Origin of the sequence: Janthinobacterium sp. P210006, from assembly GCF_036231885.1 — a bacterium.
Lineage (GTDB): Bacteria > Pseudomonadota > Gammaproteobacteria > Burkholderiales > Burkholderiaceae_D > Janthinobacterium > Janthinobacterium violaceinigrum.
Map to the genome: position 1 here is coordinate 1 of NZ_JAZARD010000008.1, position 14766 is coordinate 14766.

14 protein-coding genes are annotated in these 14766 nt (G+C 60.8%); 11 read left to right on the plus strand and 3 right to left on the minus strand.

The window, feature by feature from the left end; genetic code table 11:
* Nucleotides 1–494 precede the first annotated feature (494 nt).
* The 3 genes from VPH41_RS27675 (at nucleotide 495) to VPH41_RS27685 (ending at nucleotide 3983) form a co-directional block, all read left to right on the plus strand.
* A complete protein-coding gene (locus tag VPH41_RS27675; RefSeq protein ID WP_328572185.1) occupies nucleotides 495–1787 on the plus strand; it encodes a sensor histidine kinase in 1293 nt (430 codons plus the stop codon).
* A gap of 76 nt (nucleotides 1788–1863) precedes the next feature.
* Nucleotides 1864–2622, plus strand: a complete 759-nt coding sequence (locus VPH41_RS27680) for a LytR/AlgR family response regulator transcription factor (RefSeq protein WP_101480230.1) — start codon at nucleotides 1864–1866, stop codon at nucleotides 2620–2622.
* Between the two features lie 170 nt (nucleotides 2623–2792).
* Nucleotides 2793–3983, plus strand: a complete 1191-nt coding sequence (locus VPH41_RS27685; protein WP_152284752.1) for a PAS domain-containing sensor histidine kinase — start codon at nucleotides 2793–2795, stop codon at nucleotides 3981–3983.
* Between the two features lie 47 nt (nucleotides 3984–4030).
* Here the strand turns inward: VPH41_RS27685 and VPH41_RS27690 are convergent, their stop codons facing one another.
* The 3 genes from VPH41_RS27690 to VPH41_RS27700 form a co-directional block, all read right to left on the minus strand.
* Nucleotides 4031–4978, minus strand: a complete 948-nt coding sequence (locus tag VPH41_RS27690; RefSeq protein WP_152284751.1) for a porin — start codon at nucleotides 4976–4978, stop codon at nucleotides 4031–4033.
* Nucleotides 4979–5163: 185 nt separating this feature from the next.
* A complete protein-coding gene (locus tag VPH41_RS27695) occupies nucleotides 5164–5814 on the minus strand; it encodes a class I SAM-dependent methyltransferase (RefSeq protein ID WP_099665030.1) in 651 nt (216 codons plus the stop codon).
* Between the two features lie 61 nt (nucleotides 5815–5875).
* Nucleotides 5876–6817, minus strand: a complete 942-nt coding sequence (locus tag VPH41_RS27700) for a CysB family HTH-type transcriptional regulator (protein ID WP_034751505.1) — start codon at nucleotides 6815–6817, stop codon at nucleotides 5876–5878.
* Nucleotides 6818–6977: 160 nt separating this feature from the next.
* Here VPH41_RS27700 and VPH41_RS27705 point away from each other — a divergent pair, with 160 nt between their 5' ends.
* From VPH41_RS27705 to VPH41_RS27740, 8 genes are all read left to right on the plus strand, one after another.
* Entirely contained in the window at nucleotides 6978–7751 is a 774-nt protein-coding gene (locus tag VPH41_RS27705) for a sulfite exporter TauE/SafE family protein (RefSeq protein ID WP_152284750.1), read from the plus strand.
* A gap of 82 nt (nucleotides 7752–7833) precedes the next feature.
* Nucleotides 7834–9522, plus strand: a complete 1689-nt coding sequence (locus VPH41_RS27710) for a nitrite/sulfite reductase (protein WP_328572186.1) — start codon at nucleotides 7834–7836, stop codon at nucleotides 9520–9522.
* Complete coding sequence (locus tag VPH41_RS27715; protein WP_328572187.1) at nucleotides 9515–10075, plus strand: DUF934 domain-containing protein; 561 nt, start codon at nucleotides 9515–9517, stop codon at nucleotides 10073–10075. The genes VPH41_RS27710 and VPH41_RS27715 overlap by 8 nt, the downstream gene beginning before the upstream one ends.
* Before the next feature lie 9 nt (nucleotides 10076–10084).
* Complete coding sequence (locus VPH41_RS27720; protein WP_328572188.1) at nucleotides 10085–10801, plus strand: phosphoadenylyl-sulfate reductase; 717 nt, start codon at nucleotides 10085–10087, stop codon at nucleotides 10799–10801.
* A gap of 40 nt (nucleotides 10802–10841) precedes the next feature.
* Nucleotides 10842–11753: a sulfate adenylyltransferase subunit CysD gene (gene cysD, locus VPH41_RS27725; RefSeq protein ID WP_034782216.1), complete on the plus strand. Its 912-nt coding sequence runs from the start codon at nucleotides 10842–10844 to the stop codon at nucleotides 11751–11753.
* Entirely contained in the window at nucleotides 11753–13069 is a 1317-nt protein-coding gene (locus tag VPH41_RS27730) for a sulfate adenylyltransferase subunit 1 (protein WP_287779444.1), read from the plus strand. Before cysD ends, VPH41_RS27730 begins: the two co-directional genes overlap by 1 nt.
* Before the next feature lie 28 nt (nucleotides 13070–13097).
* Nucleotides 13098–13862, plus strand: a complete 765-nt coding sequence (gene cobA, locus VPH41_RS27735) for a uroporphyrinogen-III C-methyltransferase (RefSeq protein WP_328572189.1) — start codon at nucleotides 13098–13100, stop codon at nucleotides 13860–13862.
* Nucleotides 13863–14112: 250 nt separating this feature from the next.
* The gene (locus VPH41_RS27740) at nucleotides 14113–14763 is read left to right on the plus strand and encodes a hypothetical protein (protein ID WP_328572190.1); all 651 of its coding nucleotides are present in this window, start codon (nucleotides 14113–14115) and stop codon (nucleotides 14761–14763) included.
* The last annotated feature ends 3 nt before the right edge of the window (nucleotides 14764–14766 follow it).

The window sequence follows — 14766 nt, forward strand, 5'->3', positions numbered from 1 at the left end:
ATCCTATTTCATTATTTCTTGTGAACATTTGATATTTTAAGTTTGACGCTGCTTACGCAGCGCTGCACTTACATCAAATGCCCACACTTATCGACTGTTAATTGTTAAAGAACTGTATTCGGTTACTGCTTTCGCGCTATCGACAAAGCGTTGTGTTTGCCAGCTGCGAAGAAGGAAGAGTATGAAGCAATTTGCTACGTCCGTCAACTCCTTCTTTTTCTCGTCTCACTCGGCATTTGCATGCGTCGTTCAACGAGGGGGCGAATTATAGCCAAGGTGCCGCGCCGCCGCAAGGGCTATTTTTATACTACCCCCGTCCCACCGCCCAGCAAGCATAGTCTTCACTTCAAGCGCCTTTTTGTGCAGCCTGTCGCAATCGGCTGGCGTAGTTCGTAGTCTTTAGGCACAGTGGCAACATCAGACTCTGACGCGGCTCAACAAGCGGTTAAACTTGCCCGCTGCGTCGATTAACTCTTGTACTTGAAAGTGCCCCCATGCTTCCGATTTCCAGCCTGCCCCAATTGTTGAAAACCATCCTCGCTTGGTTGCAACGGGCATTCGACGCGACGACGACCTGGGTCACTCAGCTGTCCTGGTGGAAATTTTTCCTGTTTGCCGCGCTGGCCCTGATCGCCGGTTCCATCTTGCAAGATGAGCTGTTCTCGTCCAACCCGGATGAAGAAGTCGTCATCAAGTCGCACAAGCGCAGCAGCAAGGGCTCGGGCGAAACCAATATCCTGATCGACGATACGGGCATCCATTTCAATCCCCGCAACAGCAAGAACCGGCGCAGCAGCACGGCAGATGCGGCCAGCGAGCTGGCCGATGCCGCCGAGACGGATGAGCACGCAAATACCGCGCCGCCGGCGCCACCGGAACCGCCGGCCGCCCCCGCCAAACCCAGCTATCCAGTGACCACGAATGCTTCTGGGGAAGAAGTCCATATTGAATTGCCGCCACAAATCGGTGAAGAGTTGTCGAATGCCATAGAAGAAGCGGTCGATGATGCCGCAGAACAAAAAGTGTCGCGCTATCACCAGCAAGCCTCGACCTGGTTCAAGAGCTTTGTGTCCCTGCTGGTCCTGGCCCTGTTCGCCATGAAGGCCCTGGTGGGCGGCAAGAAACGTGCAGAAGCGGAAACCGTCACGGCAAACGAGGCAGCCGAGCGCGAATCCATGCAGCGCCAGCTCAGCGAAGCGAAGATGCAGATGATGCAGGCGCAAGTCGAGCCGCACTTCCTGTTCAACACGCTTGCCTCCGTCGAACACCTGATCCAGGTCGATCCGCCTCGCGCCGCCAAGATGCAGCGCAGCCTGATCCAGTATCTGCGCGCCGTGCTGCCGCAAATGCGCGACAACGCCCTGATCACCAACCTGGGCCGTGAAGCGGACATGGTGCAAGCGTATCTGAACCTGCTGAAAATGCGCATGGAAGAACGCCTGACCGTCGATTTCCAGATTCCCGACGGCCTGCGCAGTGCCGCCTTCCCTCCCATGATGCTGCAATCGATGGTGGAAAATGCCATCAAGCACGGCCTGGAAGTCAAGCCGGAAGGCGGCACCCTGCGCATCGTGGCCGAAGTGGCGCACAGCAAGCTGCGCGTCACCGTCACCGATGACGGCCTGGGCTTTGGCGTAGTGCCCAGCGATGGCACGGGCCTGGGCTTGCCCACCATCCGCGAACGCTTGAAACTGCTGCATGGCGACCAGGGCAGCCTGACGATCACACCCAACCAGCCCAGCGGCGTGTGCGCCGTGATCGAAGTGCCATATCAACTGTCCAAATAAGCTGCCCAAATAAGACAGTTGATAAAAACGCTAAATCATTGAATAATCAATCTTCGCCTGTTCACACTTGAGACCTATGCCTACCGCTATTATTGCCGACGACGAAAGACTGATGCGCGACCAGCTGCGCCTGCGCCTGGGCCAGGCCTGGCCCGAACTGGAAATCATCGGCGAAGCCAAGAATGGCGACGAAGCGATCGAACTGGTGGAACAACTCAAACCCGATTTTGCTTTCCTCGATATCCGCATGCCGGGCAAGACGGGCATGGAAGCGGCGCAAGTGATTGGCAGCAAGACGCATATTGTCTTTGTCACGGCCTACGATACCCACGCCGTGGAAGCGTTCGAGCGGGGCGCCGTCGATTATGTGCTCAAGCCGCCCGAGCATGAGCGCTTGCTGGTGACGGTGGAGCGCCTGAAAACGCACTTGAACAAGCCGGCCCTCGATGTCAACAGCAGCGTCACGGCCATGCTGTCGCAGCTGGCGGAGAAAATCACGGCCAAGCCCACCTACCTGCAATGGATACAGGCCAGCATCGGCCAGGACTTGCGCATGATTCCCGTGGAAGAGATTTTATTTTTCCGCTCCGACGAGAAATACACCTGCGTGCAGACCGCCAAGTATGAGGCGCTGATCCGCAAGCCCGTGCGCGACCTGGCCGAAGAGCTCGACCCTTCGCTGTTCTGGCAAATCCACCGCGCCACCCTCGTCAACGTGAATGCCATCGAAGGCGTGACGCGCGACATCCGCGGACGCCACCTGGTGCTCATCAAAGGCAAATCCGACAAGCTCGAAGTGAGCCGCAGCTTCTTGCACCTGTTCAAGCAAATGTAAGTCCGCCGCCGCCCGGCCCATGCCGGCGCGGCGTCTTGATCTCGTCCACTCCCCTTCCTGCGCCACATCAAGCCGCGCCGTCCCAGCAGGCATAGGCTATTTACTTAGATAAAGTCCTGCCCGCCATCGCTGTCTTGCCTGCCTTCGTACACGTTCGCAAGGAGATACCCATGCCCGACCGAGGCAGTCCCGCACTGCTGCGCATCCTGCCGCTGGGCATGGCGGCGGCGCTTTTGCTGTGTTTGTTTCCTCCGTTGAAAGCCCGCCGGCAACGGCAGGCGCGTGGCCAGGCCATCATCGACAACGCCAGCGACGCCATCATCAGCATCAACAGCGAACAAATCATCCTGCATGCGAACGCGGCGGCAGCCAGGTTATTCGATGACACGCCGGCCGGCATGCGCGGCATGCGCCTGGGTCACTACATTCTGCGCGACTTGCGCACCCTGGGCGGCCTGGGCAAGCAGGATGGCGATCCGCCGTTCGGCGATATCAGCCAGGAGCTGCGCCTGACGGGCCGGCGCGCCACCGACTACACCCTGACGGGACGGCGCAACGATGGCGCCATGTTCCCCCTCGAAGGCTCGCTGTCCAGCATGCAGGAAGACGGCCATAGCGTGTTTACCATCATCGTGCGCGACATCAGTGCGCGCCAGCAGATGCATGAACAGCTGGCCCGCTCCTTTTCGCAATTGCGTGAATTGTCGAGCGCGCTGCAATCCATCCGCGAAGAAGAGCGCAAGCATATCGCGCGCGAACTGCATGACGACCTGGGGCAGTTGCTGGCCACCTTGCGCGTCGACCTGACCCTCGTGCGCCAGCACACGGATACCACCGTGCCCCTGCAGGCCTTGCTGCATAGCATGGACGGCTTGCTGGTGACGGCCATCACTTCGCTGCGGCGCATCGCCAGCAACCTGCGTCCGCGCGCGCTCGATGAAGGGGGCTTGTATTTCGCGCTGCAAAAACTGCGCCACGATTTCCTGTTGCGCCGCGCCATCCATTTCGACTTGCTGGCCGACGAGGCCGACCTCGTGCTCGACGATGCGCGCAGCACGGCCATCTACCGCATAGTGCAAGAGGCGCTGACGAATATCGCACGCCATGCCGAAGCGAACCACATCACCATCGCCCTGCACCGCATCGATTCCTCGCTGGCGATCACCATCCAGGATGACGGCCGCGGCATTGCCGAACACGACCTGGAAAAAGCCACGGCACTGGGACTGCTGGGCATGCGCGAACGGGTGTGGGGCTTGAACGGCAGCATCCATATCGGCGCCGATAGCGAACTGGGCGGCACGCGCATCGAAATCTCGCTGCCCATGCATGCGGAGGCGGCCGCCGCGGCGATGCAATAAGAAAGGCGCCCGCAGGCGCCCTTGTCATCCCTCACATCAAGCGATGCTTAGAATTTGTGTGCGATACCAACCTGGTACGAGGTCAGCGATTTCACGCGCTCGCGGCCGGCGTAAGCGTACACGTCGGTGCGCTTCGACAGGTGGTAGTCGTAACCGACGCCGAATTCCTTGATGGTGTCCTGATCCTTGAACTTGTTGTTGCTTTGCTCTTGCTTGCCATACGACACTTTGGCATCGCCGCCGCCAACCGTGTAGTTCAGGCCGATCAGGTAGGACTTGAATTCGCCGGTGGTTGCCACCTTGGTGTCGCCTTTCGAGTAGGCAGCCGTGATCTTGGCTGGGCCGAATTTATAGCCGCCACCGATGGACCACAGGTCAGCCTTGGCGGACGTTGCCGTTGCTTGCACGGCTTTTTCGTAGCCGGCGTGCAGGCTGATCGGGCCATTGTCGTAGGTTGCCAGGCCGATCACGCCAGCGTCAGCGCTGTTGACTTCGCTCAGCACGTATTGCAGGCTGCCCACGAAACCTTCAAAGCTTGGGCTGTTGTAGGTCACGGCGTTGTTCACGCGCGACGAGCCGACGCCCGAACGCAGCAGGGTTTCATTGTTCTTGCCAACCACGCCGTAGGTATTGAATGGGTCGACGCGGGCGATGGTGCCATCGACCAGGTTCTTGGTGCGGCCCAGGATGGCGGTACCGAAAGCGCCTTTCAAGCCCACATACGCTTGACGGTCGAACAACACGCCTTTTTGCGCGCCGGTGTCGGCCAGGAATTCACTTTCCAGGTTGAAAATTGCGGACAGGCCGCCACCCAAATCTTCCGTACCCTTGAAACCGAGGCGCGATGCATTGTTTTCGCGTTCGACGGTCGGCTGGCCAGTGGTCTTGGCGATACCGAGGTCAACCAGGCCGTACACGGTGACGTTCGATTGTGCTTGCGCCGTAGCTGCCGCGAAGGTGCCGATGATCAATGCTGCCAGAGTAATTTTTTTCACTTGAGATTCTCTACATTAGGTTGGACAAGAGTGTTGCTGCTTAGCTGCTGAACCGAATCATGCCCATCAAATACTTCAACAATATGACATCGACAAGATGTTGCTTTTTGGCACAACACCGTGTTACCTAAAAACAACAGGCGAAAAAAAACCGCCCGAAGGCGGTTCATATTGTCGTTCCGGCCTTACTTCAGGCGGCAGCTCAGCAGCCAGTAGTATTCCAGGCGTTTCATGCGGATTTCACGGGCCGAGTGGGCAAACTTCTTGCGCAGATGGCTATCCGACGGGAAATTCTTCAGCACTTCATAGCGCTCGCCCCCCTCCGTCGTGCGGAACTGGTGGGTATTGCCTTCCAGGTCAGTGCGCGCGATCACGGTGCTGCTGCCATCGACATAGGAATTGTCGATCAGCACCAGCAGGATGTCCTTGCCCAGCTTGCTGCGCAATTGCTTCAGATACTTGTCCTGGTCTTCGCGCTTGACGTGCGACCACCAGAAGCCGGCAAACACGGCCGTGAACTTGCCCAGCAAGTCATCGGGCAGGTTAAAGGCGTCGAGCTTGGCGAACGTGACGTTGTCTGGCAAGCCGCGCGCCTGGGCCAGCGCCAGCATTTCATCGTTGATATCGGTGGCCAGCACGGATTCGGCCGATTCGGCGACCACTTCCGTCCAGTAGCCGGTGCCGCAAGCCAGTTCCAGCACGGTGTGGCCTTCCAGCACGTCGGCGACCTTGTCGCGCAACACTTCCAGGTCTTCCTGGCGTTCGGGCTTGTCATAGACGCGCTCGTACTGCTGCGCGATGGTGGCGTAATATTTGGCAAGCTGATCGGTAATCATTGTTTCTTCTCTTCTTAAATAATCTTGGCCAGGCACATCGCCCGGCCGACTTCATGCATTGTTATAGTTCGTAGTGCTCTTTATCACCGCTCATCGCCTGCTCGATGAGCTTGCGATTCAGGGTCGGCGTCAGCAACTCGATAAAGGTATAGATATAGCTGCGCAAATACGCGCCCTGCTTGACGGCCACGCGCGACACATTCATGCCGAACAGGTGGCCGACAGGGATGGCGCGCAAGCCTTTGTCGCGCTCGGCATCGAAGGCCATACCCGCTATGATACCAATCCCCATGCCCAACTCGACATAAGTCTTGATCACGTCCGCATCGATGGCCTCGAGCAAGATGTCCGGCTTCAAGCCCCGCAGCACGAAAGCGTGGTCGATTTTGTTGCGTCCGGCAAACGCGCTGTCATAGGTAATCAGGGGGAAGGCGGCGATTTCTTCCAGGGTCACGGACTTCGATTTGAGCAGCGGATGGTCAACCGGCACCACCACCACGTGCTCCCATTGATAGCAGGGCAAGGTGATCAGGCCATCGATGGCGGCGATCGATTCCGTGGCGATGGCCAGGTCGGCCTGGTCGCGCTGCACCATCTCGGCGATCTGGCGCGGATTGCCTTGCAGTAAAGACAATCGTACCTTGGGGAACTTCAGCATGAAAGCTTGCACCACCTTGGGCAAGGTGTAGCGCGCCTGCGTATGCGTGGTGGCAATGGTGAAGCTGCCGCTGTCCTGCGCCGCGAATTCCTTGCCGATGCGCTTCATGCTGTCGATTTCCTGCATGATCAGCTCGACGGACTCCAGCACCAGGCGGCCCGGCTCCGTCAAGCCGCGGATGCGTTTGCCGTGGCGCGTAAAGATATCCACGCCCAGTTCTTCTTCCAGCTCGATAATGGCCTTCGATACGCCCGGCTGCGACGTAAACAAGGCCTTGGCGGCGTCCGTCAGGTTGTAATTCTGCCGGACCGCTTCGCGCACGAAGCGCAGTTGATGGAGATTCATTGCTGGTTTGCCCTAGATTGCCGTGATTTGCCGAGTTTCCGCCCCACCCATGATTTTGCGTTCATGCATATACGCATATCGCATATAAGCAAATGCGTACTAAGTAGTTTGGATTAAACGCCAAGTTTATTACTATTGCGGGTACTTTGGGGGTGAAAGCATGACTTTGTCTTATATAGTCTCAGGATTTGCCGTAGGATTACTCGTAGGAATGACCGGTGTGGGCGGCGGTTCGCTGATGACGCCGCTGTTAACCCTGCTGTTTGGCGTGCCGCCCTCCGTGGCCGTCGGCACGGACCTGGCCTTCGCCTCGATCACCAAGAGCGCCGGCACCCTGACGCACCGCCTGCGCGGCACCATCCGCTGGGATATCGTCAAGCGCCTGTGCATCGGCGCCCTGCCCGCTGCCGTCGTCTCGACCCTGGCGCTGAAATCGTTCGGCACCCTGTCGCCGGAGATCGGCCAGATCATCCGCTATTCCATCGCAGCTTCCGTGCTGCTGACCGTCGTGGCGCTGATCTTCAAGGGCCGCATGCTGGCCTGGATCAATGCCCACCCTGAAAAACAATTACAAGGCAACAAGCTTGCCGCCGCGACCATTTTTTCCGGCGCCGTGCTGGGCGTGCTGGTAACGGTGTCGTCGATTGGCGCCGGCGCCATCGGCGCCACCCTGCTGGTGATGCTGTATCCACGCATGAGCTCAGCCGAAGTGGCGGGCACCGACATCGCCTACGCCGTACCCCTGACGGCCATCGCCGCCCTGGGCCACTGGTGGCTCGGTTCCATCCACTGGGAATTGCTGGCTTCCTTGCTGGTCGGCTCCCTGCCCGGCATCACGCTCGGCTCCTGGGTGGCCCGCTCCGTGCCGGAAAAGTTTTTGAGAGTCTTGCTGGCGATGACCTTGACCGGCGTGGCAGTAAAGCTAATCTATTAATTGACCGACCATGTGACACGAACAGTATCAAGAACATAATCCCAGGCAATCTTCCAGCACCCCGGCTTTTTTAGGAATTGATATGTACCATTACGATCAGTACGACCACCTCATCATCAAAGAACGCATCGCCCAGTACCGAGACCAGGTTGCGCGCCGTATCGCCAATGAACTGACGGAAGAGGAATTCATTCCGCTGCGCCTGCAAAACGGCCTGTACATGCAACGCCACGCCTACATGCTGCGCATCGCCGTGCCCTACGGCTTGCTGTCGTCGAAGCAGATGCGCATGTTCGCGCACATCGCGCGCAAGTATGACCGCGGCTATGGTCACTTCACCACGCGCCAGAACATCCAGTTCAACTGGATCGAGCTGGAGCAGACACCCGATATCCTGACGGACCTGGCGTCCGTGGAAATGCACGCGATCCAGACCTCCGGTAACTGTATCCGCAATACAACATCGGACCCGTATGCCGGCGTCGCCGCCGATGAAATCATCGATCCGCGCCCGTACGCGGAAGTATTGCGCCAGTGGAGCACCTTCCACCCCGAATTCATCGCCCTGCCCCGCAAGTTCAAGGTCGCCATCAATGGCGCCGAGGAAGACCGCGCCGCCATCGCCGTGCACGACATCGGCTTGACGGCCGTGCGCAACGCAGCCGGCGAAGTGGGCTTCAAGGTGATGGCCGGTGGCGGCATGGGCCGCACGCCGATTCTGGGCAGCGTGGTGCGCGAATTTTTACCGTGGCAGCATTTGCTGACCTACATCCAGGCCATCATGCGCGTGTACAACCTGCACGGCCGCCGCGACAACAAATACAAGGCGCGCATCAAGATCTTGCTCAAAGCCATCGGCGTGGAAGAATTCACGCGCCAGGTGGAAGAAGAGTGGGTCGATCTGAAAGATGGCCCGGAAACCTTGACGGCAGAGGAAATGCAGCGCGTGGCGGACTTCTTCAATCCGCCCGCCTACCTTGCCCTGCCGGAACTCGACTACCAGGCGGAGCACGCGGACAACAAGGCGTATGTGAACTGGCTGGCGCGCAACGTCAAGCCGCACCAGCGTCCCGGCTACGTGGCCGTGGTGCTGTCCTTGAAGAAAACGGGCGTGCCGCCCGGCGACGCGACGGCCGAGCAGATCGACTTCGTGGCCGATCTGGCCGACCGCTACAGCTTTGGCGAGCTGCGCGTGACGCATGAACAGAACCTGGTGCTGGCCGACGTGGAGCAATCGAAACTCTTTAAACTGTGGCAGGAAGCCAAGGCGCACGGCCTGGCCACGCCGAACATCGGCTTGCTGACCGACATGATCTGCTGCCCCGGCGGCGATTTCTGCTCGCTGGCCAACGCCAAGTCCTTGCCGATCGCGGCTGCCATCGCGGAACGCTTCGACAGCATCGACTTCCAGCACGACATCGGCGAGATCGAACTGAATATTTCCGGCTGCATCAATGCCTGCGGCCACCATCACGTGGGCAGCATCGGCATCCTCGGCGTCGACAAGGATGGCAGCGAATGGTATCAAGTGTCGATCGGCGGCGCGCAAGGCAACAACGCCGCCATCGGCAAGATCATCGGACCATCGTTCTCCTCCCTGCAGATGCCTGAAGTCATCGGCCGCCTGCTGCACGTCTACGTGCGCGAACGCCATGAAGGCGAGCGCTTCGTCGACACGGCCCAGCGCCTGGGCCTGGCGCCGTTCAAGGAACACGTATATGCAACGCCGATCACGGTCGGCAACCTGGTGGGAGAAGACGAATATGTTTGAAGTACGCGAAGAAATCATCAAGAACGCCGCCGTGGTGCCGAATACCTGGGGCTTGCTGCGCCTCGATGAAAACGAGACGCCGGAAACGGTGGTCGTACCCGCCGGCAAGGTCATCGTGCCCCTGCCCGTGTGGCAAGCCCAGCGCGAGGCCCTGGCCGCCCGCCTGCCCGACATCGGCGTCTGGCTGGCCAGCGACGAGCGCCCGGAAGAACTGGCGGCCGACGTGGCGCAACTGCCCGTCATCGGCGTGGACTTCCCGAAATTCACGGATGGCCGCGGCTATTCCATCGCCTTCAACCTGCGCGCCCGCCTCGGTTTCCAGGGTGAATTGCGGGCCATCGGCGACGTGCTGCGCGACCAGCTGTTTTCCATGCACAGGGTCGGCTTCGATGCGTATGCGACGCGGCCGGACCGCAGCATCCATGACGCCTTGAAAGGCCTGTCCGTGTTTTCGGAAACCTACCAGGCGTCGTGGGACCAGAAGTCGCCGCTGTTCCGCCGCCACCACCGCGAAGGCCAGAATCCCGACCTCGACAACGCGGCCGGCATCTGAGGAATTGTCATGAGCGATTTGACTTCTTTGATACACGCCACCGAGCAAACGCTGACACGCATCGCCGCGGACTTTTCGCCGGCCGTGTTCGCGTCCAGCCTGGCAGCCGAAGACATGGTGTTGACCGACATGATTCTCAAAGCGAAGCTGCCGATCGGCATCTTTTCTCTGGAAACGGGCCGGTTGCACCAGGAAACCCTGGCCGTGCTCGACAAGGTGAAAGCCCGCTACGGCCACGACATCACCCTGTACCGCCCGCAGCCGGAAGCCGTGGCCGCCTACGTGGAACAGCATGGCCTGAACGCCTTTTATGACAGCGTCGAGATGCGCCGCGAATGCTGCCGCATCCGCAAGGTCGAGCCGCTGGGCCGCGCCCTGGCCGGCAACAAGGCCTGGGTGACGGGCCAGCGCCGCGCGCAGTCCACCACGCGCGCCGAACTGCACGTGCAGGAAGACGATGCGGCGCACGCGATGACGAAATTCAATCCGCTGGCCGACTGGTCCGAGCAGGACGTGTGGGACTATATCCGCGCCAACGACGTGCCCTACAATGCGCTGCACGACCAGGGCTACCCGTCCATCGGCTGCGAACCGTGCACGCGGGCCGTCCAGCCGGGCGAAGATGTCCGGGCCGGGCGCTGGTGGTGGGAAAATCCCGATTCCAAGGAATGCGGCCTGCACATGGTGGACGGCAAACTCATACGCATCAAATCCGTGGCTGCCTGAACAGACATAACAGACGCAGCAGAACAAGAAAGCACTCCATATGAGCAATATTTTGAACCAGCGCCACCTCGACAGCCTTGAGTCGGAAGCCATTCACATCATGCGCGAAGTGGCGGCCGAATCGGCCAACCCCGCCCTGCTGTTTTCCGGCGGCAAGGATTCCGTCGTCCTGCTGCGCCTGGCCGAAAAGGCCTTCCGCCCAGGCAAGTTTCCATTTCCCCTCGTGCATATCGACACGGGCCACAACTTCCCGGAAGTCATCACTTTCCGCGACAAGAAAGTGGCAGAACTGGGCGAACGCCTGATCGTCGGTTCCGTCGAAGATTCGATCAAGCGCGGTACCGTGCGCCTGCGCAACCCGGCCACGGATTCGCGCAATGCGGCGCAAGCCGTGACCTTGCTGGAAACCATCGCCGAACACGGTTTTGACGCCTGCATCGGCGGCGCCCGCCGCGATGAAGAAAAGGCCCGCGCCAAGGAACGCATCTTTTCGTTCCGCGACGAATTCGGCGCCTGGGATCCGAAAGCCCAGCGTCCGGAATTGTGGGACCTGTATAACACCCGCGTGCATCCCGGCGAAAACATGCGCGTGTTTCCCATCTCGAACTGGACGGAGCTGGACGTATGGCAATACATCGCCCGTGAGCAGCTGGAATTGCCGCCGATCTACTTCGCGCACGAACGCCAGGTGATTCCGCGCAACGGCCTGCTGGTGCCGCTGACGGACCTGACGCCGCCGCGCGAAGGCGAGACGGTGGAAACGCAAGTCGTGCGCTTCCGCACGGTGGGCGATATCTCGTGCACCTGCCCCGTGTCGTCCGATGCGGCCACGGTGGACGCCATCATCGCCGAAACGGCAATCACGCAAATCACGGAACGGGGCGCCACCCGCATGGATGACCAGACTTCCGAAGCCTCGATGGAAAAACGCAAGAAAGCAGGGTATTTCTAATGAACGCAGCAATCCAGAACACCAATCTCACCGACAGCGTCGAACGCGGCATGTTGCGTTTTATCACGGCCGGTTCCGTCGATGACGGCAAGAGCACGCTGATCGGCCGCCTGCTGTTCGACAGCAAGGGCATCTTCGCCGACCAGCTCGACGCCATGTCGCGCTCCAAGCACAAGCGCACGGTGGGCGACACGGTCGACCTGTCCCTGCTGACGGACGGCCTGGAAGCGGAACGCGAGCAAGGCATCACCATCGACGTGGCCTACCGTTACTTTGCCACGCCGAAGCGCAAATTCATCATCGCCGATACGCCCGGCCACGAGCAATACACGCGCAACATGGTCACGGGCGCATCCACGGCCGACGCCGTCATCATCCTGATCGACGTGTCGAAGGTGAAACTGGGCGACGACGGCAGCGTGGAACTGCTGATCCAGACCAAACGCCACTCGACCATCGCCCACTTGCTGCAGATCGAGCACGTGGTCGTCGCCGTCAACAAGATGGACCTGGTCGACTACGATGAAACGGTGTACAACCGCATCGTCGCCGCCTACCGCGAATTCGCCCAGTCGCTGGGCCTGAAGGACATCACGCCGATCCCCCTGTCGGCACTCACGGGCGACAACGTCGTCGAACGGGGCGACAAGCTGGGCTGGTACACGGGCCCCACCCTGATCGAACTGCTCGAATCGCTGTCCGTCTACGACGAATCGCACGACGCGCCCTTCCGCTTCCCCGTGCAGCTGGTGGCGCGCCACAACGGCCACGAAGCCAATGATTTCCGCGGCTACATGGGCCGCATCGAGGCGGGCAAGGTCAGCATCGGCGACACCCTGGTGGTGCAGCCGTCCGGCCAGACGGCCACCGTCAAGGATATCGTCACCCTGGACGGCTCGCTGCCGACGGCCGTGGTGGGCCAGTCCGTGACCCTGCTGCTCAATGAATACCTCGATATCTCGCGCGGCGACTTGCTGGCCAGCAGCGAACGCCCTGCCACCCTGCTGAAACAGGTGGTGGCCGACGTGTGCTGGCTGTCGGAAGACGCGCTGGACCTGCGCCGCAAGTACTGGATCAAGCACGGCACGAAGCAGACGGCGGCCAAGGTAACGGCGATCGAGTCCATTCTCGATATCAACACGCAGCAGCGCCACCCGGCCGATGGCTTGAAGCTGAACGATATCGCCCGCATCAGCCTGAACGTGCAGCAGGCGCTGGCGGCCGATGCGTATGCCGATATCCGCGCCACGGGCGCGTTTATCCTGATCGATGAAGTGACCCACCAGACGGTTGCGGCCGGCATGGTCCGACTCTAACCCCGCATCGTCCAGGAAAGGCAGCCATATGAACAGCTCCCCATCTCTCCCCGGCAAGGTTTACCTGATCGGCGCCGGCCCCGGTGCGCAAGATCTGATGACCTTGCGCGGCGCGCGCCTGCTGGCGCAAGCGGACGTCGTGCTGCACGACGCGCTGGTCACCGAAGAGATGCTGGAGCTGTGCCCGCAGGCGCAAAAAATCCTGGTCGGCAAGCGCTGCGGCCAGCTGTCGACGGCGCAGGCGTTCATCAACAAGCAACTGGTCGACCACGCGCGCAAGCACGCCGTCGTGGTGCGACTGAAAGGGGGCGACCCCATGCTGTTCGGCCGCGCCGACGAGGAACTGCGGGCGCTGGAAGAAGCGGGCATCGCCGTCGAAGTGGTGCCCGGCATTACCACGGCGCTCGCTGCCGCGGCCGCCACGCAGCAGCCGCTGACAAAGCGGGGCGTGTCGCGCAGCGTCGCCTTCTTCACGTCCAGCACGGCGCCGGGCGAGCCGGACCAGACGCGCATTCCCGACTGCGATACCCTCGTGCAATACATGGGCGGGCGCGAAGCCATCGCCACGGCGCAGCGCTTGCTGGCCCAGGGCCGGCGCTTTGACACGCCCGTGGTGATGATTGAAAACTGCAGCCGCCCGGACCAGCGCATCGTGCGCCTGCCGCTGAGCGCCCTCGCGCACGGTCTGGGCGACACCCACGGCCCCGTGCTGGTGATGCTGGGCGACGCCATGGCCGCGCGCGCGCACCAGGCCATCGACGAAGAGGCCGCCATTGTGGCGCGCCATGCTTGAATAAATACACCGTATTTTACCGACTTTAAAGTCAGTAACTGACGTCTTTCGGCGAAACATGATACGATGCTCACGCATCTTTTCTCGAGAAGTTGTTGCGTGATAGCAAGAAAATCACGCTTCGCCCCGCCATAGCGCTTGCTGCGCGGCTTCCCCGCTGACGGGAACCGCCCCCGGCAATCTCCCCGAAAAAAGCTGCGCCCGCAGGCTGCAATACCGCGCCGCGCAACTTGAGCCGTCACAATCAACAATGAATTTCTCTTCCGTGCGCGAAGCCCTGACTTCGCTCAGCCGCAGCAATGCCGGCGTCGCCAGCGCTGTGCTGTTCAGCATGCTTGCCTCCATCGCCCTGTGGACGGTGTTTCCGAATATCGACGATGAAAACCACTTGCTGGAATGGCTGCAGGCGCTGTTCCTGGCCCTGGCCTGCACGGTGCACGGCGCGCGCGCGTGGCAGGAGCCCGACCGCCAGTCCCTGCGTTTCCTCATGCATGCCGGCTTGTCGGCGCTGCTGTTCGGCTTCCTGCTGCGCGAACTCGATATCGACCAGTTCGGCACGGCGCCCGCGTGGGCGCAGCTGGAAAAGGCCCTGCGCGTGGTCGAGCTGCTGATCCTGATACGCGTACTGATCTTCTTCGCGCCGCGCGCCCGCAAGGTGTTTGCCCAGGCGCCGCAGATTTTCAGCATGCGCATCACCATCCTGACGGCCATCGGCGGCTTGCTGATGGTCGCCGGCTGGCCCTTCGACAAGAAGGTCTTCCACGGCATGCCGGACGCCTACGCGCTGCTGGGCGAAGAAGTGCTGGAACTGGGCGCCTATCTGCTGCTGTTCCTCGCCGCGCTGTCCGACAGCTCGGCCGCCGCCCGTATCAGCCTGGCGCCAAACAAGAAAGCGGCTTGAGCG